At 58.9% G+C, this 22,969-nt stretch carries 21 protein-coding genes; 16 read left to right on the top strand and 5 right to left on the bottom strand.

Annotated features, from left to right (window positions below):
- Genes ACYVDM_RS23130 through ACYVDM_RS23115 form a run of 4 tightly spaced genes read left to right on the top strand, consistent with a single transcriptional unit; the run spans position 1 to position 3,204 of the window.
- Complete coding sequence (locus tag ACYVDM_RS23130) at positions 1–879, top strand: TauD/TfdA dioxygenase family protein (RefSeq protein ID WP_415790037.1); 879 nt, start codon at positions 1–3, stop codon at positions 877–879.
- 50 nt (positions 880–929) lie between these two features.
- Positions 930–1,910 (top strand): Bug family tripartite tricarboxylate transporter substrate binding protein, encoded by a 981-nt coding sequence (locus tag ACYVDM_RS23125; protein WP_415790035.1) that lies wholly within the window; start codon positions 930–932, stop codon positions 1,908–1,910.
- Between the two features lie 2 nt (positions 1,911–1,912).
- Positions 1,913–2,362, top strand: a complete 450-nt coding sequence (locus ACYVDM_RS23120) for a nuclear transport factor 2 family protein (protein ID WP_415790032.1) — start codon at positions 1,913–1,915, stop codon at positions 2,360–2,362.
- Positions 2,359–3,204, top strand: coding sequence for a fumarylacetoacetate hydrolase family protein (locus ACYVDM_RS23115; RefSeq protein WP_415790029.1), 846 nt, complete (start codon positions 2,359–2,361; stop codon positions 3,202–3,204). The genes ACYVDM_RS23120 and ACYVDM_RS23115 overlap by 4 nt, the downstream gene beginning before the upstream one ends.
- A 62-nt stretch (positions 3,205–3,266) precedes the next feature.
- On the opposite strand, the gene ACYVDM_RS23110 is transcribed toward ACYVDM_RS23115, so the two are convergent.
- On the bottom strand, positions 3,267–4,460 hold the full coding sequence (locus tag ACYVDM_RS23110) for a diaminopropionate ammonia-lyase (RefSeq protein ID WP_415790026.1): 1,194 nt from the start codon (positions 4,458–4,460) through the stop codon (positions 3,267–3,269).
- A gap of 168 nt (positions 4,461–4,628) precedes the next feature.
- Here ACYVDM_RS23110 and ACYVDM_RS23105 point away from each other — a divergent pair, with 168 nt between their 5' ends.
- Positions 4,629–5,093 (top strand): Lrp/AsnC family transcriptional regulator, encoded by a 465-nt coding sequence (locus ACYVDM_RS23105; RefSeq protein ID WP_415790023.1) that lies wholly within the window; start codon positions 4,629–4,631, stop codon positions 5,091–5,093.
- Between the two features lie 9 nt (positions 5,094–5,102).
- On the opposite strand, the gene ACYVDM_RS23100 is transcribed toward ACYVDM_RS23105, so the two are convergent.
- On the bottom strand, positions 5,103–5,999 hold the full coding sequence (locus ACYVDM_RS23100) for a LysR family transcriptional regulator (protein ID WP_415790020.1): 897 nt from the start codon (positions 5,997–5,999) through the stop codon (positions 5,103–5,105).
- Positions 6,000–6,113: 114 nt separating this feature from the next.
- Here ACYVDM_RS23100 and ACYVDM_RS23095 point away from each other — a divergent pair, with 114 nt between their 5' ends.
- The 3 genes from ACYVDM_RS23095 to ACYVDM_RS23085 all read left to right on the top strand — a co-directional run bounded on the left by ACYVDM_RS23095 (position 6,114) and on the right by ACYVDM_RS23085 (position 9,087).
- Positions 6,114–7,115: a Bug family tripartite tricarboxylate transporter substrate binding protein gene (locus ACYVDM_RS23095; RefSeq protein WP_415790014.1), complete on the top strand. Its 1,002-nt coding sequence runs from the start codon at positions 6,114–6,116 to the stop codon at positions 7,113–7,115.
- A gap of 47 nt (positions 7,116–7,162) precedes the next feature.
- Positions 7,163–8,197, top strand: coding sequence for an Ldh family oxidoreductase (locus tag ACYVDM_RS23090; protein ID WP_415790012.1), 1,035 nt, complete (start codon positions 7,163–7,165; stop codon positions 8,195–8,197).
- 146 nt (positions 8,198–8,343) lie between these two features.
- Positions 8,344–9,087, top strand: a complete 744-nt coding sequence (locus ACYVDM_RS23085; RefSeq protein ID WP_415790010.1) for an ABC transporter substrate-binding protein — start codon at positions 8,344–8,346, stop codon at positions 9,085–9,087.
- Between the two features lie 65 nt (positions 9,088–9,152).
- Here ACYVDM_RS23085 and ACYVDM_RS23080 read toward each other — a convergent pair whose 3' ends face one another.
- Entirely contained in the window at positions 9,153–10,058 is a 906-nt protein-coding gene (locus ACYVDM_RS23080; protein ID WP_415790008.1) for a LysR family transcriptional regulator, read from the bottom strand.
- Positions 10,055–10,717: a TetR/AcrR family transcriptional regulator gene (locus ACYVDM_RS23075; RefSeq protein WP_415790006.1), complete on the bottom strand. Its 663-nt coding sequence runs from the start codon at positions 10,715–10,717 to the stop codon at positions 10,055–10,057. The genes ACYVDM_RS23080 and ACYVDM_RS23075 overlap by 4 nt, the downstream gene beginning before the upstream one ends.
- Positions 10,718–10,920: 203 nt before the next feature.
- Between ACYVDM_RS23075 and ACYVDM_RS23070 the strand changes: the two genes are divergently transcribed.
- From ACYVDM_RS23070 to gabT, 5 genes are all read left to right on the top strand, one after another.
- Positions 10,921–12,393 carry an efflux transporter outer membrane subunit gene (locus ACYVDM_RS23070; protein ID WP_415790004.1) on the top strand — a complete coding sequence of 491 codons (1,473 nt, stop codon included), beginning with the start codon at positions 10,921–10,923 and terminating at the stop codon, positions 12,391–12,393.
- On the top strand, positions 12,390–13,970 hold the full coding sequence (locus ACYVDM_RS23065) for an MFS transporter (protein ID WP_415790002.1): 1,581 nt from the start codon (positions 12,390–12,392) through the stop codon (positions 13,968–13,970). The genes ACYVDM_RS23070 and ACYVDM_RS23065 overlap by 4 nt, the downstream gene beginning before the upstream one ends.
- Before the next feature lie 22 nt (positions 13,971–13,992).
- Complete coding sequence (locus ACYVDM_RS23060) at positions 13,993–15,024, top strand: HlyD family secretion protein (protein WP_415790000.1); 1,032 nt, start codon at positions 13,993–13,995, stop codon at positions 15,022–15,024.
- Positions 15,025–15,205: 181 nt separating this feature from the next.
- Positions 15,206–16,195 (top strand): M23 family metallopeptidase, encoded by a 990-nt coding sequence (locus ACYVDM_RS23055; RefSeq protein ID WP_415789998.1) that lies wholly within the window; start codon positions 15,206–15,208, stop codon positions 16,193–16,195.
- Between the two features lie 181 nt (positions 16,196–16,376).
- Positions 16,377–17,642, top strand: a complete 1,266-nt coding sequence (gene gabT, locus ACYVDM_RS23050) for a 4-aminobutyrate--2-oxoglutarate transaminase (RefSeq protein WP_415789996.1) — start codon at positions 16,377–16,379, stop codon at positions 17,640–17,642.
- Between the two features lie 21 nt (positions 17,643–17,663).
- Here gabT and pdxR read toward each other — a convergent pair whose 3' ends face one another.
- Entirely contained in the window at positions 17,664–19,214 is a 1,551-nt protein-coding gene (gene pdxR / locus ACYVDM_RS23045; protein ID WP_415789994.1) for a MocR-like pyridoxine biosynthesis transcription factor PdxR, read from the bottom strand.
- Positions 19,215–19,476: 262 nt separating this feature from the next.
- On the opposite strand from pdxR, the gene ACYVDM_RS23040 reads away from it, so the two are divergent.
- The 3 genes from ACYVDM_RS23040 to ACYVDM_RS23030 all read left to right on the top strand — a co-directional run bounded on the left by ACYVDM_RS23040 (position 19,477) and on the right by ACYVDM_RS23030 (position 22,959).
- Complete coding sequence (locus tag ACYVDM_RS23040) at positions 19,477–21,045, top strand: ABC transporter substrate-binding protein (RefSeq protein ID WP_415789991.1); 1,569 nt, start codon at positions 19,477–19,479, stop codon at positions 21,043–21,045.
- Positions 21,046–21,112: 67 nt separating this feature from the next.
- Positions 21,113–22,120, top strand: a complete 1,008-nt coding sequence (locus ACYVDM_RS23035; protein ID WP_415789989.1) for an ABC transporter permease — start codon at positions 21,113–21,115, stop codon at positions 22,118–22,120.
- On the top strand, positions 22,120–22,959 hold the full coding sequence (locus ACYVDM_RS23030; RefSeq protein WP_415790332.1) for an ABC transporter permease: 840 nt from the start codon (positions 22,120–22,122) through the stop codon (positions 22,957–22,959). The genes ACYVDM_RS23035 and ACYVDM_RS23030 overlap by 1 nt, the downstream gene beginning before the upstream one ends.
- Positions 22,960–22,969 lie beyond the last annotated feature (10 nt).

Raw genomic sequence — 22,969 nt, 5'->3', positions numbered from 1 at the left:
ATGAGCGTCCGCGTTATTCCGTTTACACCCACTTTTGGGGCCGAAATCGAGGGACTGGATCTGACACGCACATTGGATCCCGACAGTCTCGAAACGATTGAGCAAGCACTGGCGCAGTATTCACTGCTGAGTTTTCGAAATCAAAAGGTCAGCGACGAACAACAGTTGGCATTCTCCAGCCGATTTGGCCGCGTACATCAATCGGTCATGGATACCGCGCGACGACGTCTCACCGATGCGCGCTTTGGCGACGTATCGAATATTGCCAAGGACGGCGGGCTGCTGACCAAAGATTCTGAACGCCGAAAATTCAGCGACGCCAACCAGCTTTGGCATACGGATCTGTCTTTTATGGCTGCGCCGGCGCGGATGACGGTGCTATCGGCTCGCCAACTTCCGCCTGTACCGCCCGCCACCGAATACGCAGACATGCGTGCCGCCTGGGATGCGTTACCGCCCAAGCAACAACGCGCACTTGAAGGGCTGCGTGTGGAACACAGTATCTTCGCCTCACGGGCCCGCGCCGGGTTCACGGAATTCAGCGCCGAGGAACGGGACAAAGCGCCCCCGGCTATTCAGCCTCTGGTTCGCACTCACGCCCGTAGCGGACGAAAATCGCTATACCTGTCGTCCCATGCCGGTTGCGTGGTTGGCATGCCGGAGGACGAGAGTCGCGCACTGTTGGCCGAACTGACAGATTTTGCGACGCAGTCACAGTTCGTTTTTTCCTACTCATGGCAGCCTTACGATCTGATCTGCTGGGATGACAGCTGCACGATGCATCGAGCAACGCCGTTCGACTCGGAGCAACACGTTCGCGAACTACGATGGAACGCCGTTTGTGAGCCCGCTGCGCTGCTCGCGACGCTCTCTGTGTAATCGAAGGTGTGCGTTTTGGATTGAACATATATATAAAAAATGGAGACAACATGACGCAACGCAGACAGTTCATCACGGCCATGGCCATTGGTATTTCGATTCCCCTACTGGCTCGTGGCAACACACCGGACTACCCATCTCGGCCCTTGAAGATCATCGTAGGTTTTCCGCCGGGTGGATCGTCGGATAACACGGTAAGACTGCTAGGCGCCGCGTTGCAAAAGCAAATAGGACAACCCGTGATCGTGGAAAATCGTCCGGGTGCATCCGGCGCCATTGCCGCCCAGGCAGTGGCTGCCGAGCGTCCCGATGGCTATACATTGCTATACGCGACATCCAGCAGCCATGCGATTGCCCCGCACTTCAATCCGAAACTGGGCTACGACCCGCTGAATGATTTCACGCCCATCACATTGATCGGCCGTGCCGGGCTGGTGTTGACTGCCAACAACTCACTGCCCGTAAAAGACATCACTGACCTTATTCGTTATGCGAAGCAACAGCCGCCGGATACGATTACCTATGCATCCCCCGGACAAACCAGCTCTCAGCATCTGGCTATCGCACTCTTGAGCAGAGCTGCCGGCATCGAGCTGCGCCATATTCCCTACAAAGGTAGTGCGCCCGGCCTGATGGATCTGGTCGGCGGGCAGGTCAACTTGATGATAGATAATCTCACTGCACCGCTTCCCTTTATCCGTGATGGAAAAATTCGGCCCTTGGCTGTCACCTCGATCAAGCGAGCTGAAATGCTGCCCGACGTGCCAACCCTGGACGAAAGTGGCATTGCCGGCTTTGATGTCCAGGCGTGGGGCGGGATTATGGCTCCAGCCAATCTGCCTGCACCGCTAACCGCCAAGCTGAATCGAGAAATCAACATAGCGCTGACGGATCCCGCCGTGCGTAAGTCCATGCATGACGCGGGTAACGTCCCACAAGGCGGATCGTCCACCGATTTTGCAAATTTCGTGGCCGGCGAATCGGCATTCTGGAAACGCTCCATCGGCCAGTCCGATATCAACAGAGGCTGATCATGCAGCGCCCTACCGACCGTGAAGCCTGTACTGCATTGGTGTATCGCTTTTACCGTAGCCTGGACACACATGACTACGCGCCGCTGAAAGACATTTTCACAGCGAATGCCAGCATGACCCGAATGGGAAACGGCCATGCAGGCTTGACCGCCATTCGGACTGCCCTGTCAAAACGCGCAGCGACGCTACGGACACGGCACGTCATCAGCAATTTGACCATCGACCCCGAAACGAACGGAGCCGCCTGTGGCCACTTGTATATGACGGTGGTCCGTTCACATGCATCACCGAACGCCACATTGCCACTATTGATTCGCGGTCCCTGGCGAATGTCCGACGTAAAAATTGGCTTCGAGCACACGGATTCAGGTTGGCGCATTGCCACTCTATCGACGACTTCTCTGTTCGAATTTGATCCATCGTTACCTGCTGAAGAGGTATCCGCATGAAATTGGCTCGCTTCCGTACAGAAGACCGCACCAGTTGGGGGCTGGTATTGGAGGAAAAGGGCGTCCTCGTCGAAGCGCCGGCCGCGCTTCGCTCCAGTGAGATGATACGTGTGCTCACCGAGTCAGGCAGTGAGCTAGCACAATATTTCTCTGCCCCGTCCTTATGCCAACTCCCTCTGGAACAGTTAACCCTGCTGCCACCAGTCGCCCTACCGGGACGAATTCTTTGTGTCGGTCTGAACTATCGTGCCCATGTCGAAGAGGTCGGCCGAGAAATGCCACGCCATCCCAGCATATTCCTGCGAGCAGGCGATACGCTGCTGGGGCACAACGGTGAGGTTCCAATGCCGGAGGTGTCGGAATGCCTGGACTATGAGGGGGAACTGGCGTTGGTGATCGGTCGTGGCGGCTCGCGCATCGCGCAGACCGAGGCACTGACGCATATTGCCGGCTACACCTGCTTCAACGATATCAGCGTGCGCGATTGGCAGAAGCAGTCGGTCACTGCCGGAAAGAATTTTCCGGGGACAGCCCCTTGCGGCCCTTGGTTAACCACGGCCGATGCCGTCGGCAATCCCGAAACACTTGTGATATCCACTCGTTTGAACGGCCGCGAAGTGCAACGCGATCAAGTGAGCAACATGACCTATACGTTACCCGCACTCATTGCTTATCTTTCGACCATCGCACCGCTTAAGTGTGGTGACATCATCGCGACCGGTACGCCGGCCGGCGTTGGCAGCGGTCGTACGCCTCCAGTCTGGATGCGCCCAGGAGATCGCGTCGAGGTGACGATCAGCAAGGTGGGAACGTTGACTAATACCGTGGGATATCCGTCTTAGAATACGGATATCCAGATTTTAGGAAGATTGCGTACCAAAAATTACTAGATAGAGGCACGGCCTCAACGTGTTATCAACACTTCCTCCGGCGCCTGCCCCACGAGCCGCTCATATAGGGTCGCGTCTGTCGCACCCTCAGTATTGATCACGAAGATGCGCGACTCGGCATCAATGCCCAGCGCTACCTTGATTTCAGGATCACGCATTGCGGACAAGAAGCCTGCTAAACCTACGCAACCGCTTTCGCCGGCAACAATCGGTTGATCACCTTCGTGCGGCTTTGCGAGCAAGCGCATGGCATTGACCGCGTCATCCTCATCCACCGTCATGAACGCATCCGCGCAGCGGGTCAAAATGCGCCAAGCCACCAAGGAAGGCTCGTAGCACTCCAGCATTGCCATGATAGTCGGGCCAGCGTCTGCCACACGCGTGCGCGCCCCAAGCCGGGCACTTTCGTAAAGACATGCAGCGCGTGCCGGATCGACGACCACGAACTGCGGTCGTCGCTCGCCGTACGTTAAGTAGAAGAACGCCGCCGTTGCAGCCGCAATACCTCCAACACCGGCCTGAACGAACACATGCGTTGGCGGCGCATCCAATTGTTCGATCGCCTCTGTGAGCATGGCGGTATATCCCTGCATGACCAATAAAGGAACGTATTCATACCCAGGCCATGAGGTGTCCGACACCACCATCCAGCCCTCTCGTTCGCACGTAGATGTGGCTTGGGCCACAGAATCATCGTAGTTGCCCTGAACCCGAACGATTTCAGCGCCCAATTTTTCAATGGCGGCAATGCGTGCCTCGCTGACGCCGGCGTGGACGAAAATCACTGATCGGGCTCCGACCACCTGGGCGCCTTGGGCCACGGAGCGGCCGTGATTACCGTCGGTGGCGCATGCGACGACGATTTCGCGTGCGACCGCGCGAACGTCTTCTTCCTCGATGTTTGACATATCGACAACACGGTTAAGACGCTTTCCCGCCATTTCAAGAACTAAACGAATCACCGCGTAGGCGCCTCCAAGCGCCTTGAAACTACCCAGGCCGAACCGAGCGCTTTCGTCTTTCACCTGAATGGAGGCCACCGCAACGTCAGACGCCAGCCCAGGCAAGGAAACCAGCGGAGTAACTGCGTAGCCTGGACGGGCAGCAATGTACGTTGCGGCTTTGTGAATCGAATCGGCATTGAACATGCCTTCATCTGCATATTCCAGGGCAGAGTTGTGGTCAGGGTGGGCATTCAGGATAAACATAGCGTCCTTGGGAATTTCCGAGGGAAAGTAGATGACGGCATCGAAGAACTCCCGTCATAGTCCATAGATGAAATAATATTTCCCCAAGGGTGTCTAAACAGCTGAAAATTTGCCCATAAATTTGAATAATTTACGAATTTCTCGCACGTTACTGGAAAGGAATTCCTCATGACAATGGAGCTGGACGGATATGACCGGACCTTGCTTGCTGCGATTCAAAACGACGCGCGCTTGGCGCAGCGTGATTTAGGGGAACTCGCCAACTTGTCGACGGCGGCCGTCAATCGGCGACTCAAGCTGTTGAGTCATGCCGGCGTAATCGAACGCTATGTTGCCTGTCTCAATCCCAAAGCCCTAGGCCATGGCCTCACCATCATTGTGGAGGTCAAGGTAGAGAGCGAACGCGCTGAGTTGCTACAAGAGATGCAGCGCAGCTTTACGTCTTGCCCCCAGATCCAGCAGTGCTACTACGTCGCGGGGGAGTGCGACTTCGTGCTTATTTTCTTGGTACGCGACATGGAGCAGTACGTCGCATTGACTCGTAGTCTGTTCCACGACAACAACAACGTAAAAGCATTCAAGACGCTTGTGGCTCTGGATCGGGTCAAAACAGGAATGTCGGTGCCGATTTAGAAGGTGACATCACGCGCCTGTGCCCCGCATTTTCACGACCATCTCATAAAGCAGCTTGGCTACCGGACTTAATTCCCGTCCGCGCCGATGAATCAGTCCGATGGTGCGGCTGACGACGGGATCGAGCAATGGCACGCTGGCCAGGGCCGTATGCCCTACAGGGGGCATTGCCAACTGAGGCACCACGCCCACCCCCAGGCCCGCTTCGACCATGCTGACCAGTGCCGGCACATGCTGCACTTCGCAGAACCATCGCGGCCGATCGGGACGGTGCGCCAGGGCCTGGTCGATCAGGAAACGGTTGCCGCTGCCCTGGGCCAAGCTGATGTATTCGCAATTCGCCAGATCGCGCCAGGCTAGCCGGCGACGACGCGCCAGCGGGTGGTCTGTGCGCAGCGCCACCACGAACGGCTCTTCCAGTAATGGTTGGAATTCGATGTCGGCATCCTGTGTGCCGATATACGTCAGACCAAAGTCGGCGTCGCCGCCGGCCACTGCGGTCAGAACCACCGACGATGACTCGTCGACGAGCCGGATGCGGATGCGCGGGTACTGCCGGTGGTATTCACGAATAACGGCAGGCAGGAAATACGCCACGGCCGAAGGCACACACGCGATGGTGACCTGCCCCGACATGCGTTCGGCCACATCCTGAATGCCGACCAGCGCGCTTTCCAGTTCATTCAGGACATTGCGTGCGCGGGGCACGAATCCACGGCCGATGGTGGTGAGCTCGACCTTGCGTGTGGTGCGCGTAAACAATTGCACGCCCAAGGCCTGCTCCAGTTTGCCGACGCGCCGTGATAGGGCCGATTGCGACAGGTGCAGTACTTCTGATGCCGCGCGAAAACTGCCCAAGTCAGCGACCGTCAGAAATGCACGCAAATCAGCCAGATCGAATTTCATGCGTTTTTATCAATAATCAATCGAATATTTGCACTTTACTGGATATTCGGGTTTGCGCATCATTTCGCCTCATCAAGCCGCGCGTTGCGGTATCCAAGACGGAGGTAGACAACGATGAACCTGATGCACCGATTTCTGCAGTGGCGCGCCGCGCCAGCCTTGGCGCTGGCCAGCCTGACCTTGCTTGCCTGCGGGGCCGCCACGGCCGCCGAGGAATGGTCGCCGCAGCGTCCTGTGCGTCTACTGGTGCCCTACGGACCGGGTGGCAGCTCGGATGTGATTGCGCGCGCCATGGCTGCGGAAATGTCGCGGACCCTGGGCCAGCAAGTCATCGTCGAAAACAAGGGCGGTGGCCAGGGCGTGATCGCGACGATGGAAGCCGCTCGCGCCGAGCCGGACGGCTACACACTGCTGCTGGGCCACGTGGGCACGCTGGCGGTCAACCCGGCCATGATGTCCAAGCTGCCGTATGACCCTCAGCGCGATTTCGCGCCCATTGCGCTGCTAGCCAAAGTGCCCATGATCTTCGCCGTGGGCAAGAAGGTGCCCGCCACGGACCTGCCCTCGTTCGTGGCGCTGGCCAAGTCCAAGCCGGGGGTGTTGAACTACGGTTCGGCCGGCAACGGCAGTGCCGGTCACCTGGCGTTCGAGATGCTGAAGACAGCCACCGACATCGACGTCATGCACGTGCCCTACAAAGGCACCGGCGCGCAAACCACCGACCTATTGGCCGGCAACATCGACGCGGCCTCGGCCGGTACGCCCGGACTGCTGCCGCACGCGCAGGCGGGTAACGTGCGCATCATCGCCGTCGGCTCGACGCGGCGCTTGCCCGTGCTGCCCGACGTGCCCACGGTAGCCGAGCAAGGCTACCCCGGTTTCGAGAGCTCGCAATGGTTCGGCCTGCTGGCACCGGCCGGCACACCCGCACCCGTGATCGCCCGCCTGCAAAAAGACGCCCTGATCGCCCTGCGCTCGCAATCCGTCAGCGACCGCCTGGCGCACGACTCCAGTGAGCCCGTGGGGCTCGGACCACAGGAATTCGCGGACTTCATCCAGGCCGAAGGCTCGCGCTGGGGCGAGGTCGTGCGCCGCGCCAACCTGCGCACCGAATAACAGCCGCCATTTATCCCTACAGGACTTTCGCTCACATGAACGCAGCAATGACCTCTTCCACCGTTTTTTCTGAAACCCAATTGTTGGATCTAGGCACGCGAGCCTTCATGGGCCTGGGCCTTCCCCCGGAAGACGCCGCCGACGTAGCACGCGTGCTGGTGCAGGCCGACCTGTTCGGCCTAAGCACCCATGGTCTGAGTCGCATTGAATCGTATGGCGAGCGCCTGCTGGTAGGCGGTATCCAAGCCCGCGCCCGGATCTCCGTGCAAAGCCCCGCGCCAGCGCTGCGCCTGATCGACGGTGACAACGGCATCGGGCCCCTGGTGGGCATGCACGCCCTGCGCGCCGCAATGGAAGCCGCTAAAGCATGTGGCGTCGGCGTGGCCTTTGCCCGCCAAAGTAACCATTTTGGGCCAATCTCGCCGTACGGGCTGATCGCGGCCCAGGCGGGCTTTGCCAGCATCATCGGCAGCAATGCCACCACCACCATCGCGCCCTGGGGTGGCAGCGACGCCCGGCTGGGGAACAGCCCGTTGGGCTTCGGCGTGCCCAATCCCGACGGCCCGCCATTCCTGCTGGACATGGCCATGAGCGTGGTGGCACGCGCCAAAATCCGCAACGCGCTCAAGCGCGGCGCGACGATCCCCGACACGTGGGCAACCGACCACAACGGGCGCCCCACCACCGATCCCGCCGCAGCGCTCGATGGCTTTCTGCTACCGATCGGCGGACACAAGGGCTATGGCTTGGCGTTGCTGGTCGATATGTTTGCGGGCGTACTGTCCAACGCCGCCTATCTCACGCATGTGAAATCGTGGGTCGATACGCCCGACCAGCCGCAAAACCTGGGGCATTTCTTCATCCTGATCGATACCACGCGTCTGGGGTCGGCAGCCTGGCTGACCGAACGCATGACGGACTTTGCCGCCATCCTGCACGGCAGCCCGCCCGCCCAGGCCGACCAGCCTGTCATCGTGCCCGGCGAGATTGAGCTGGCCAATATGGCGCGCCAACAGCGTGACGGCATCGTGGTCGACCCGGCCGTGCTGACACTGCTGCAGCGTCACGCTGCGCAGGCATGACACAGGCGAATCCGGCGGCCCCAGCGAGCCGGCAGGCTGCGCTGAACGCCGGGTTCGGCGATACTTTATAGAACGCACCCTTATCGACCTATGCCACACCGAGCAAACCGCCCGCTACAGCACCTGACCTTATTACTGGACCTAGCATGACTCTCGATCCCAAGATCATCGCCGCCTTCACTCCCACTGGGCGGTTGCGCGCCTCCATCAACCTGGGCAATCCCATCCTGGCCGGCCGCGACCCGAACACCGGCGAGCCGGCAGGCGTATCCATCGATCTGGCCCGCGCGTTCGCCGAGCAGTTGGGTGTTGAACTGGAACTGGTCGTCTGGGACAGCGCCGGTAAATCCGTCGAGGCCGTCACGGATGAGCAAGCCGACATCGGTTTTTTTGCTATCGATCCAGTGCGCGGCGCCGGCATCACATTCACCGATGCCTATGTCCTGATCGAAGGAGCGTATCTGGTGCGCGACGACTCGTCCCTGCGCGAGCGCGACGCCGTCGACCGCGAAGGCATCAGTGTCATGGTAGGCAAAGGTAGCGCGTACGATTTGTACCTCACGCGTGAACTCAAGCAAGCGCAGATCCTGCGCGCGCCCACCTCGCCCGCCGTCGTCGATACTTTTTTGGCCGAAAACGCCGACGTGGCAGCCGGCGTCAAACAACAACTGGAAGCCGACATGGCCCGCCGTTCAGGCCTGCGCATGCTGCCGGGCAGCTTCATGGTGATCCGCCAGGCCATGGGCCTACCCAAGGGCCGCAGCCCTGCCGCCGCCGCGACGCTCAGCGCTTTCGTCGAGGAGATGAAAGCCAGCGGCTTCGTGGCCCAGGCCCTGCAACGTCACCATATACAGGGCGCCGCCGTAGCACTGGCATCGGACGTTACGTAGCCAGGTGGCGTCCACAGCGACCCCACAAATAACGGGAACTAGAGACCCGCTAGCCCGGTGTGGACTCACCTAAGAATCGGACTGGACACGGCATGGGTCATATGACGTACCAACGTGTCTTGAAAGGCCTTTGCGCGTGCGGAGATGACCCGACTCTCATAAAGCGCATACAACGTGATCGGGCTCAACTCCCATTGAGGAAGTACGCGTTCCAGATCATGCGCATCGATTGTCTTATCGACACCGATGTGGCAAGGCACCCAGGCGATCCCCCCTCCCTGCGCCGCGATCTCCACCCCCAGCAGCGTACTGTTGCTGGCAAAGTGGGCAGACACCGGGACGCGTTGAACTTCCACGTCTCGCCGCAACTCCCACATCGTCTCATCGCCCGAACCCATAATCTCGTGATTCAAGAGATCTGACGGTGCTTTCAGACGACCCGCTCGGGCAAGGTAGGAGCGCGACGCCACCAGGATCCGCCTCATTTCGGCCAGTGGCTTCTGAATGAGTTTTGAGTCCTTTTGCATACCTCCGCGTATGCTCACATCAAAACCAGTATGCTCGATCGGTGACGCCACGCCCCCGAGTTCAATTTCATAAGTGAGCTGCGGATATTGCCGACGTAAATCTTGGACGACGCCTGGAACAACGGCGGTCAAGCCCGGCAAAATGGAAACCTTCAGCCTCCCTTCGGGACGTTCAAGCGTAGTCTGAATGGTCTCCTTGGCGGTCAGAATGCTATCGATACCCTCAATACACTCCTGATAAAAGTGTTCGCCAACCTGCGTCAGACTCACCTTGCGAGTCGAGCGGAGCAAGAGGGTAAAACCTAGCGCTTGTTCCAGCAACCCGACACGCCGAGAAAATGTCGCGATAGACATGTCCATCGCGTCCGCCGCGGCCGTGAACGTGCCTCGCCTGACGACTTCCACAAAACACCGGACGTCATCTAAAGATATATGTTTTCTCATCGCTCGCCGCCTCCGCGGTCCGCCGCAGCGCTTGCCTTGCCGCTCGTCTCGAACCTGCCTAGAAAGGTATCAACAGCCAACCGCACCCATCGATCAAGGCTTTCTTCCGAGGGTTTTGATCCGGGATGTAGCAAGCATTCCAACTGACCTTCCGTGCGGAGCATGCCGATGAACAACGACGCCGCCGTTTCGGCGCCGATGGCGTGGATGTCAATATCGCCCGCTCGGGAAGCCGCGCTGAGGAGATCAGCCACTATCACAGTCGCCGCGCGCGGCCCCGCAAGATAGAAGTACCTGCCCGCTTGTGGGAATCTGGGCGCCTCGGCGATCACTACGCGGAACAACGCCACGCCGATATCGGACAAGGCGATATCCAAATAGGCCCTGCCGACATCCGTCAACGTCTTGCTGAGGTCACCGGGCGCGGGCTTAATCGACCGGACCGTCGCGTCCATGGAGGCACATTGCCGCTCGATGACTGCCAGGAACATGGCTTCCTTACTTGGAAAGCAGGCATACAGCGTCTTCTTGGAAACCCCCGCCGCGCGCTGAATTGTGTCGGTCGTCGCTGCGCTGAACCCATGGGTCAGAAAAACCGATGCCGCTGCGTCCAGAATCACCTGCTTCTTGTCGGGGTGAGGATGTGCTGTATCGATCACTGAAGGCTCCAAATTTTGGCAAGTATACCTTTCGGTATCGTTATTAATCAATGATTATTACCTATGTTTTTGCTTGACTGGTTGAAATTTTAAGATTTAAGATACCGATCGGTTTCTTTTATTTGATACTGGCACCTGCTGACCTTTCAATGCGAAGACAGGATCAGGAGACCAAGCGGTATTGAACTCAGTTAAGGAATGACATGCACCGTCCTGCTCAAAGGGCATCCATCTGCCTCGCTCCGCTTGCGTCAGCCGTCTTGTTGGCGGGTTGTGTGGCCGTGCAGCCGTTCGACACGCCGTCCATCGGGCCGGCATCGGCAGCCCTGAATTCGCGCGAGTCCATCATCGCCAGCCAGCCCGCGCTGGACGAGGCGTCTGCGCCGCAGCGCTGGTGGGATTTGTTCAATGATTCGACTCTGACGGACTTGGAAGTCGGCATCGAATCAAACCTGACGCTGCGGGCCGCTGCATTGCGCATCGAGGAAAGCCGGGCGCAACTTGGCCTGGCAGATGCCCGGCGTCGTCCTAACGTGGGCGCAAACGCAGGGTACGCCAGGGATGCCATCAGCGAAAACTCGCCGATTCACCAGCTTGGCGCGCCCACAGCGGGATATGACACGTGGTCGCTCGGCCTGCAGGCCGCTTGGGAAATCGACCTATGGGGACATTTACAGCATCTCAGCGCGTCCGCGCGGGCCAACCTGCAAGCCACCTACTACGACAGCAAGGCAGCCAGAGTATCCGTCACGGCTGAACTTGCGCGTACCTATCTGGTGCTGCGAGGCTTGCAGGCGCAGGAATCGATCGTCAATGAAAATCTCGATATTGCCCGTAACCTGGTGCGCTTGGCGCAAAGCCGGCAGCGCAACGGAGTCGTCAGCAAATTCGATGCCGTGTCTGCCCGCGCCGATGTGTCCGCCCTAGAGGCGCGTGCAACGCAGCTGCACCACGAACGCGCCGCGCTGATGAACGCCGTGGCACGCCTGTCGGGTAAGGCCCCGCGCGAACTCGACGCGCAGTTGGCGACGGCGCCGTTGCCCAGCATGCCCTCCCGGCTACCGATCGGCATTCCCTCGGAACTCGCCAAGCAACGTCCCGATATCTTGCAGGCAGAGGCTAAATTGCGTGCGGCCGTCGCGGATATCGGTGCCGCAAAGGCAGACTTCTATCCCCGCATCAGTCTTACCGGCACGATAGGCATGCAAGCCTTTAACTTGTCCGACTTGGGAAGCTGGGCATCAAGGCAATACGCGTTCGGCCCTTCCTTGTATTTGCCGATCTTTGAAGGCGGCCGGCTCCGCCGCCAGCTAGAACTGACCGAAGTCCGACATCGCTTGGCGGCAATCGCCTACCAGGACACCGTTTTACAAGCTTGGCACGAGGTGGACGACGCGCTGGGCGCCTATGCCAGTGAACTGAAGCGACATGAACAGCTTCAATCGGCGATGCGCGACAACCAGACCGCGCTGACCATCGCCCGGCGCTCCTATCAGCAGGGCGCGGCTGATTTCACGACTGTCCTGATCGCGCGCCGCACGCTTCTCGCAAGCCAGGCTGATCTGACCGACTCCGCCACGGCGTCCGCGCTTGCGGTGGTGTCGCTATATCGAGCCTTGGGCGGTGGTTGGTCGCCTGAACTCAATACCGGAGCCGCACCGAAGGCAACGTCATGAACGCCCCCACATCCGCCAGCACACCGTCGGCCCCGCCTTCCGAACCGGCGTTCGGACCTCGTCTGGCCGTTGGGCTGCTGGGGATCCTGCTTGCCGCCATGGTGTCGGGCCTAAGCGGTCGCGTTCCTTCGCTGGTGCTGATTGATATACAGGGTGGGCTTGGATTTTCCAAGGACGACATATCCTGGTTAACGACGGCCTATTCGGCGGGCGAACTCGCCGCGATGCCCTTTGCCGCATGGTTTGCCATCACTTTCTCTATGCGCCGTTTTCATATCGCCATGCTTGCTGCAGCGATGGCATTGACGACGGTGCTGCCGTTCATTCGCGATCTGCATGTACTGCTGCTCTTGCGAACCCTACATGGTCTGTGCGCCGGATCGCTGGTTCCCATTTTGATGATGGCCGCGTTACGTTTTCTGCCCGCGCCGATTCGGCTACATGGCCTGGCGCTTTTCGCGATGACAGCCACGCTATCCCCAAATATTGCACTTTGGCTGGCGGCATTATGCGCGGACCGCATGGACGACTGGCGATGGGCATATTGGCATGTCATTCCTCTCGGCCTGATCGCCATGGCGATGGTGGCCTGGGGTATTCCAAAATTGCCGATGGCCTTACCTCGGATCAAGCAGGCGAACTGGTTTGGCATGGTGTTCGCAATGCCAGGTTTGATGCTGCTCGCGGTCGGCATCGATCAGGGCGTGCGTCTGGATTGGTTTCAATCGCCCGTGATCACCGTCGCGCTCGGAATCGGACTGACGTTCACGGCATTATTTTTAATAAGCGAGTGGTGCCATCCCGCACCCTTCGTGCAACTCGAATTATTAAAGCGCCGGAATATCTGGCTAGGATTCGTCACCCTGATCGGACTCCTGGTGGCCATGTTTTCCGGCGCCGGTCTGCCAGCGAATGTGCTTGCTGGGCTCCATGGATTTCGACTGGAACAAACCGCGTCGTTGGGTTTAATGATTGGTGCCCCGCAACTTGTTTTAGGCTCCGCGGTGGCCACGCTTCTATATCGGCGCTGGATAGATGCCCGACACGTGTTCGCCGCTGGACTGGCTTGTATGGCCGCCGCGTGCTGGCTGGCATCCTACGTCACCGATGAGTGGATGGTTCCACAGTTCCTGGGGGCCACGCTACTGCACGTTATTGGCCAGCCATTAGCCATGGTTGCCATGCTCTTTCTGATCGTAAGCGTCATACAGCCAATAGAAGGCCCATTTCTAGCAGGTCTGGTCAACATCGTCCGGGTCATCAGTACGATCTTTGCCGGTGCCGTCATTGGCCAATTGAATGTCGTACGGACCCGTTTTCACTACGAAACACTGCGGGATCAGGCAGGTAACGCCATGGGTCGATGGGGCGGCTTTGATATTCCGTCTCACGAGCTTGTCGAGCTCATTACCCGACAAGCAAGCGTGCTGGCCGCAGCCGATGTCTATCGAGTGATAGGCCTCATGGTATTGCTGTTAATCCCCGTCGTGCTGAAACTCCGGTACATCCCTGCTCCAGTGGTACCTCGCGCCTCACGTGCCGTCGCCTCCCCCGCCATAGCCGGTCCTACAACCTGAATTTGCTAACCAAAACGAAGAAATGAGCAAGAATTTCCATCTAAAAGCCGGTATCGGTCTTGTCGCACTCGTAGTCTTGACGGCAGCGGTGCTGATTCTGAACAAACCTGAGTCCAGCGCGCTTTCACAAAGTACTGACGACGCCTACGTACGAGCGGATATGACTGTCGTCGCGCCTCAAGTATCCGGTGTCATCACAACGGTTGCCGTCGAGGACAACCAGTGGGTACAAGCGGGAGATCCGCTCTTTCATATTGATGATCGTGGATTGCGAGCGGATCTGAACAGCGCGACAGCCGCGGTAGACAGTCTGCGAGCCCAACTAGACCGGCAACAAAGTTTGATCGCCCAGGCACGCGCAGCGAAGGCCGCCTCCAGCGCGAATGTCAAATTAGCCGAGAGGAATTACAAACGGTTTACGAATCTGGCACGCGATGGATCGGGCACAATTCAGGCGCAACAACAAGCCGAGGCCGATCTGGCTGTCCAGCGCGCCGCCTTCGAACGTGATCAAGCTGGACTGCAATTCGCAGAGCAGCAGGTTGTCGTACTCAATGCCGAGCTCGCCAAAGCCCGCGCGATGGCGGCCGACGCCGAGATCAAACTAAGTTATGCCACGGTGATCGCTCCGAGCTCGGGCGTCATCGCGCAGCGACACATTCGCGTTGGTGGCTATGCCCACGCTGGCGAGGCACAACTCACGATCGTTCCGCTTGACAAGGTTTATATCGAAGCCAATTTCCGGGAAACCCAACTTGCCCGCATGCAAATCGGCCAATCGGTAGACATCACCGTGGATGCACTTCCCGGCGTTCGGCTGAACGGCTCGGTCGAGAGCCTGGGGCCCGCGAGCGGATCGAGCTTTTCCCTGGTGCCACCACACAATGCCACGGGGAACTTCACGAAAATCGTCCAACGTCTTCCCATTCGCATCCGTTTGGCCGCCGGCCAAGCAGACGCGGCGCGGCTTCGTGTCGGAATGTCGGTGACGCCAACCGTGGAGGTCGGCGCAGGGCAAACCAACACGAAAGTCGCGATCAAAGCATCCAGATAAGAACCGACCATCTTCAGAACCACGCAGAGCCAGGCAAAATTTGCGGTCGTTGGGACGCGCTCACTGCAAGAAAATTTTTCTTGCAGTGATGACCTTTTCCCAGGCCTCTGTCTCGGCTTGCATGCAATTCTCAGCAAAACGAAGGTACATTCAAACGTGAGAAGAACGACCTGGAGCACCGATGATTCGTTGGTTGGCCTGCACAGCGGCGGCCTTTGCTTGCATCACGCTTTCGTCGCCTGCCACTGCTGATCCGCTCGCGCGCGGACAAGCCGTCGCTCGATCTTTTGCGCAAGGCGACGTTCAATCGATCTGGAAAGACATGACGCCCGAAATGCACGACGCGCTAAGGTCAGCAGAGGCGTTGATGACCGTGCGCGATCAGGTGCGGCATCGCTTTGGCACGGAGACAGAAGTGTTGTCAGAAGTGGTGGCACCGCAGCGTTCTCACCAGGTATACACGCGGCTTTCCCGTTGGAGCGGGACATCCGCACCGATCGAACTCGTGGTCGCCTTCGATCCAGATGACAGGATTTCAGGCTTTTTTGTCAGACCCAAGGCTGCCGAGGCGTCCAGTCGATTCCTTGATTACGAGACTCGCGCCGATCTACGCCTGCCGATCGAAGGCCCGTGGTATGTGTACTGGGGTGGGCGCGGCCTGGACGATAACTACCATGCCGTTGATCGCGGACAGCGTTTTGCCATCGATCTGGTCATCGTCAGGGATGGCAAGACTCATTCGGGTGATCCAGCCGTGTTGGCAAACTACCATTGCTGGAATCAGCCGATTCTAGCGTCGGCAGATGGAACAGTCGTGCATGCCGTCGATGGCTTGCCGGATCAACGTATCGGCAGCACCGACCCTGCGCATCCAGCCGGCAATCATGTGGTCATCGATTTCGGAAACAACGAATACGGCTTTTTGGCTCACATCCGACAAGGCACGGTGACGGTCCATAAAGGCGATCATGTCCAGGCGGGACATGAGGTCGGCCGATGTGGCAACAGCGGCAATACCTCCGAGCCCCATCTGCATTTTCATCTGCAAACCAGTCCGACGCTTGGTCAGGGTGAAGGCCTGCCAGCCCAATTCGTGAACTACCGCTCCAACCGCAACCTAGTCAAACGAGGCGAGCCCACGAAAGGCGAAATCATTGAGCCAATGAACTGATCAACGCCGAGTCGGACCGTTGATCACGGCGTCCAATGACGTTTTCCTGAAATGGCACCATCAAATTTAAATAAATGGCTCTTATGTATGGGTCCAAACTGCCCTTTAATAGGTAGAGACCTGCTGAAAACAGGATTTCCACCTTGCCCTGGGGGCAATCCACGGACTTGCTGAGATCGCCATGAAAAACCTTGATTTGAATACGCGCCGTTCGCTTGCCACGCCTAGAGGCGTAGGCGTCATGTGCAATTTCTATGCGGCGCGCGCGGAAAACGCGACACTGTGGGACGCGGAGGGCAAAGAGTACATCGACTTCGCGGGCGGCATCGCGGTTCTGAATACGGGCCATTGCCATCCCAGGGTGAAAGCCGCCATTGCCAAGCAGCTGGATCAGTTCACGCATACCGCCTACCAGATCGTGCCGTACGAAAGCTATGTGGCGCTGGCCGAACGCATCAACGCCATCGTGCCGATTTCAGGGCTGAAGAAAACCGCTTTCTTCACCACCGGCGTCGAGGCGATAGAAAACGCCGTGAAGATCGCCCGCAGTCACACTGGGCGGTCGGGCATCGTGGCTTTCACGGGCAGCTTTCATGGGCGCACGCTGCTGGGCATGGGCCTTACCGGGAAAGTAACGCCCTACAAGCTTTCCTTTGGCCCAATGCCCAACGATATCTTTCATGTCCCTTTTCCCACTGTGACGCAGGACGTCAGCGTGGCAGATTCCCTCAAGGCGCTGGACCTGCTGTTCCAGAGCGACATCGACCCCAAAAGCGTCGCCGCCATCATCATTGAACCCGTACAAGGCGAAGGTGGCTTCAATATCACGCCGCCGGAACTCATGACGGCACTACGCCTGCTCTGCGACGAACACGGCATACTGCTGATCGCCGATGAAGTGCAGACGGGTTTTGCCCGGACCGGCAAACTGTTCGCCATGGAACACCATTCCGTCGAGCCCGACATCATGTGCATTGCCAAGAGCCTGGCCGGTGGCATGCCCATTTCTGGTGTGGTCGGCCGCGCCGAGGTCATGGATAGCCCCTCAGCAGGCGGACTCGGTGGTACGTATGCGGGCAATCCGCTGTCGGTCGCCGCCGCCCACGCTGTGCTCGATATCATCGAGGATGAAAAATTGTGCGAGCGCGCGAACCAGCTCGGGCAAAAACTCATGAATCGCCTCAATACCCTGCGGGGCGGTTGTCCTGCGATCGCCGACGTGCGCGGCCTGGGCTCGATGGTTGCCCTCGAGATCAACGATCCCAGCACAGGTGTGCCGGATGCCGCGCGGGTCAAGCAGATCCAGGACAAGGCGATCGAACAGGGGCTGATATTGCTGAGCTGCGGCGTCTACGGGAATGTATTACGGTTTCTGTATCCGCTCACGATTCCTGACGAGCAGTTCGACCGCGCGCTGGACATCCTGGCGAACACACTGACCACGTAACTCCGCTATCGTCAGCGTTCATCATGCCCCGCTCCATGCGCCTTCGTTGATCATGTTGCTGGATTTGCGGGGCTGCTGACGCGAGCGGCTGACATGCTCCAGCGCCGGGACAATAGCGGGCACGAGCTTTTGGAAGGCGGGCCCGATGACATCGTCGGGTACGCAGGCATACCCCAAAACCAGTCCTGCCCGTCCCCCGCCTCCGGCATAGTAGCGAGATAGCGGCCTGAGAGAAATACCCAGGGATCGTGCCGCAAGCACGATACCGACATCGTCCGTGCCTTCGGGCAAGTGCATGACCAGGTGTTGCCCCGCCTCGTGTGTGGAAATCGGCCAGCCGCCGCCGAATTGCGCCAGTATTGCGTCGCGCAACAGCGTCTGGCGACGCGCGTACTGGGTGCGCATGCGCCGTATGTGACTGGCATAGTGGCCATCGTTCATGAAATCGGCCAGCACGGCCTGGTCGATCAAACGTCCCTCCCGGTAAAGCTCGGACAGCCCCGTTCCAAAGTGCACGCTCAATACCCTGGGGACCACCATGAAGCTCAGCCGCAAACCGGGAAACAGTGTCTTCGAAAACGTACCCAGATAGATAACGCGCTCATTGCTATCCAGCCCTTGCAACGACGCGATCGGGCGACCATCGTAACGAAACTCGCTGTCGTAGTCGTCTTCAATGATCCAGCTATTGTTGCGATGCGCGTATTCCAGCAGCATGCGCCGCCGGCTCAGGCTCATGACCGTGCCCAGCGGGTACTGGTGAGAAGGCGTGACGAACATGAAGCGCGGCGGCGTCTGCATCTGCTCTTCGCTAGGCGCCATGCCTTCATCGTCCACATGAATGGGTTGAACACGAAGTCCGTTTGCTTTCAATACGGTGCGCGCACCCCAATATGCCGGGTTCTCGATCCAGGCAACTTCATTGCTGTCGCCCAATAGGCCCGCAATCAGGCTCAGCGATTGGTGGACGCCGTTTGTGACGATCACCTGATCCGGCTCGCAATCCACGGATCTCGCGAACCGCAAGTGCTGTGCCAGCGCGGTGCGCAAAGGCAAGTAGCCCGGCCCGTGGGAATACGTCAGCAGCGCCGGATCGGGCTTGCGCCAACGCCGCCTGGTCAGGCGAGACCAGATCTCATGCGGAAACAGCGAGACATCGGGCACGCCCGGCGTGAATGCTCCCCACTGCACACTGGAGGCTTGCGCATTCCGAACCAAGTCTGCCCCTCGCCGCGACAAGGCCAGATGCGCAGGCACCACTGCCGCCACATCGGTCCGGTCCGAATGACGCAGGGGTAAGGAAGGCACCGTATCGGAAACGAAAGTACCGCTCCCCGTCGTGGATACCACGTAGCCCTCGGACTGCAGTTGCTCATAAGCGCCCAGCACGGTATTGCGCGACAAGGCCGTTTCCTTGGCGAGCACGCGGCTGGCGGGCAATTTGGTTCCTGCGCCAAGGTCACCCGCAAGGATCAATTGACGAAGAACGTCATATAGCTGGCGAGCGAGCGATGTGGCCCCTTTGCGCTCCAGTTTTTGCAGTAGAAATTCTGACAAAATCACTTCACGCATAATGGCCCCGCAAATAATCGAGGTAATGGACCTTTATAGAGTACCAAATGTCATCTACTTTTGTGCCTCGGCATCGCGAGACATCTAAGAAAGATTTCGAGGGGATGGGCATTGAAGCTGACTACCACACAGATCACGGCGGCCATCGAAGCGCTCGGCGGCGTACAAGAACTCAAACACCCCTGACGTATCACCCGCAGTACCACAACAAGCTGTCGCACCTATCCATACCCATTTGCAGGATTCCTGAAGGGAGATCCCTATGAGATTGAAAGAGTGGTTCAAACTAAGCTTGGGTGCCATGGCGATGAGCCTGGCCGTGAACGGCGCCATCGCCCAGACGCCGGGCGGCTCGCTCAGCATGATTGTCCAACCCGAACCTCCGATACTGATTCCCGCGCTCAATCAGCAGGCTCCCACCCAGTACGTCGCGGGCAAGATCTACGAAAGCCTGTTGACCTACACGCACGATCTAAAGCCGCAGCCCGGACTGGCGAAGTCCTGGGAAACCTCCCCCGACGGCATGACCTACACCTTCCATCTGAACTCGGGTGTGAAATGGCACGACGGCAAGCCGTTCACCGCTGACGACGTGGTGTTCTCGCTAGCGGAGATGTTGCCCAAGACACACGGGCGCGCCCGTGTCATTCTGGCCAAATATGTTGACTCCGTCGAGAAGGTCGACGACCTGACCGTGAAGATCAAGCTCAAGACCCCCTTCTCGGCCTTCATGATCATGTTCGAGCCGGGCTTTGCACCGATGATGCCAAAGCACATATACGCGGGCTCTGACTACGCCACGAATCCGGCCAACCAGAAACCCATCGGGACAGGCCCATTCATGTTCAAAGAATGGAAACGGGGCGAGTACATCAAACTCGAGCGCAACCCCAACTACTGGAAAGAAGGCAAACCCTATCTGGATGAGCTGATTTTCAACGTCATTCCCGACTCGGCCTCACGGGCCGTGGCCTTCGAGCAGGGCACGGTCGACGTCCTGCGCGGCGGCGACGTCGATAACGTCGATATCAAGCGCCTGCGCGCCCTCCCCGACGTGGACTACACCACGAAGGGCTGGGAAATGTTCTCGCCGCAAGCCTACCTGATATTCAACGAACGCAAACCGCCGTTCGACAACGTCAAGGTACGGCGTGCCGTCATGGCCGCCATGAACCGCAAGCTGATCGTGAACAATATTTTCTTCGGCTTGGGCAAGATATCCACCGGCCCCTTTGTCGCCACGGAAATGTTTTACGACAAGAATATGCCGCCCATGGATTTCAACATGAAGCAGGCGCGCGCGCTGATTAAGGAATCAGGCCTGAACCCGGGCGATTACACCATCAGGCTGCTCAGCTTTCCTTATGGCGCCACCTGGGAACGGCTGGACGAATACACCAAGCAAAGCCTGGAGCAACTGGGTTTCAAGGTCAACCTGGAAGCCACCGATGCCGGCGGCTGGGCCAGCCGCACGGGCAACTGGGACTTTGACCTGACCACCTCTTACGCCTACCAGTATGGCGATCCGGCGCTAGGTGTCGAGCGTTTTCACATCGCCTCCAACATCGTAAAAGGCTCACCTTTCGCCAACGTTCAAGGCTACAACAATCCCGAACTGGACAAGGTCTGGAACGCTGCCGCGTCGGAAACCGATCCGGCTAAGCGCCAGGCGCTGTATACCCAGATTCAGAAAAAACTGGTCGAAGACGTTTCGCTGGGCTATCTGGTCGACATGGAGTTCCCCACGCTGTCAAGGAAGAAGATCAAGAACCTCGTTAAGACCGCGATCGGCCTGAACGAATCGTTCGATGATGTGTACATAGAGAAGTAAGCCTTTCTGGACGGGCGCAGTGCGCCCGTCCAGATACCCATCTTCCCTGCATGCCGGTGCCACGCCCATGAAATTATCTCTTTCGTTTCTTGTCTCGCGGCTAGCCAAGGCACTCTTCGTGATCCTGGGCGTCGTAATCGTCAATTTTTTCCTTATCCGGCTTGCCCCCGGCGATCCGGCAGCAGTGCTGGCCGGCCAGGCCGGCTCCAGCGATCCCACCTATGTTGCACGCCTGCGTGAATCCTTTGGACTGGACGAGCCCCTGCTCACTCAGCTTTACCTGTACCTCAAAGGTGTCGTCCAACTGGATTTCGGCTTTTCGTACCGCAACCACGTGCCTGTCCTCGACCTGATCCTGGAACGCCTGCCCGCCACTTTCCTGCTGATGAGTTGCGCCTTTCTGTTCTCGATCATCATGGGCGTCCTGCTGGGTGTCGTAGCGGCCAAAGCCCGCTACAGCAACAAGCGCCGATGGCTGGACAGCACCGTCATGACGGGCGCGCTGGTCTTGTACGCCACGCCGCTGTTCTGGTTGTCTCTCATGGGCATCCTCTTGTTTTCCGTCGTGCTCGGATGGCTGCCCGCCTTCGGCATGGAGTCCGTCGGCTCCAACCTGACGGGTCTTGCACGAGCGCAAGACATCGCCATGCATCTGATCCTGCCCACCATCACCCTGGGCTGCTTCTTCATGGCCTTCTACGTGCGGCTCACACGCGCCTCGATGCTTGAAGTCATCGGCATGGACTTCATCAAGACGGCCCGGGCCAAAGGCGTACCGCCCGGCAGCATCATCCGCGTCCATGTGTTGCGCAACGCGCTGCTTCCCGTCATTACCTTCGCCGGCATCCAGTTGGGGCAGATGGCGGGCGGCGCGGTCCTCACTGAAACGGTGTTCGCCTGGCCGGGCATCGGCCGGCTGATGTTCGATGCGCTCCTGCAACGCGATTACCAGCTTTTGATGGGCATTTTCCTCATCACATCGACCATGGTCGTCCTCTTCAATCTCCTGACCGACATCACGTATCGACTCGTCGATCCGCGCATTTCGGCCGGTGGCGAACCGGGAGCCGCATGATGAAGAAATTCGCGAAACGATATGCGCGCAACTACGGCGCCGTGTTCGGTCTGTGCATCATCCTCGTGGTGGCCGCACTGGCGGTCGCCGCCCCCTATCTCTACGAGAGCTCCCCTTGGATGATGGTCGACTCGCCACTCATCCCGCCCTTCACCGATACGGCCTATCCGTTCGGCACCGACATGCTGGGCCGCGACATCACCGCCGGCCTGGTATGGGGCGCGCGTGTTTCCCTGATGGTCGGTCTGCTGTCCACCGCCATCGCGCTGGCCTTCGGCATTGCGATCGGCGCAGCGGCTGGCTATTGCGGCGGCCGCATCGACGACGCGCTGATGCGATTCACCGAGTTTTTCCAGACTATTCCGCAACTGGCGCTGGCAGTGGTGATTGTGGCCGTCATGGGACCTTCCATCTACTCCATCATGGGTGCCATCACCGTGGTGTCATGGCCGCCGGCCGCGCGCCTGGTTCGGTCTGAATTCATGACACTCAAGCAGCGCGAGTTCGTTCTGGCCGCCATCGTGATCGGCCAAAAGCCCTCTCGCATCGTCTGGTCGCAGATCCTTCCCAACGCCATGTCACCCATCATCGTATCGGCGTCCTTCATGGTAGCTACGGCCATTCTCACGGAATCGGCGCTGTCCTTCCTGGGGCTAGGCGACCGCAACATGATGAGCTGGGGCTTCATGATCGGCGCGGCGCGCACCATGATTCGTGAAGCCTGGTGGATGAGCGTATGGCCAGGCGTGGCGATCCTCATCACGGTGCTGGCTATCAACCTGATTGGCGAAGGTCTCAGCGACGCCTTGAACCCGCAACTGCGCAAGCGCGGCGAATAAGGAGCGCGAC

It is taken from the genome of Bordetella tumulicola (genome assembly GCF_054779135.1).
The sequence above is the reverse complement of the archived record's forward strand: the minus strand, read 5'-3'. Positions and strand labels throughout refer to the sequence as shown.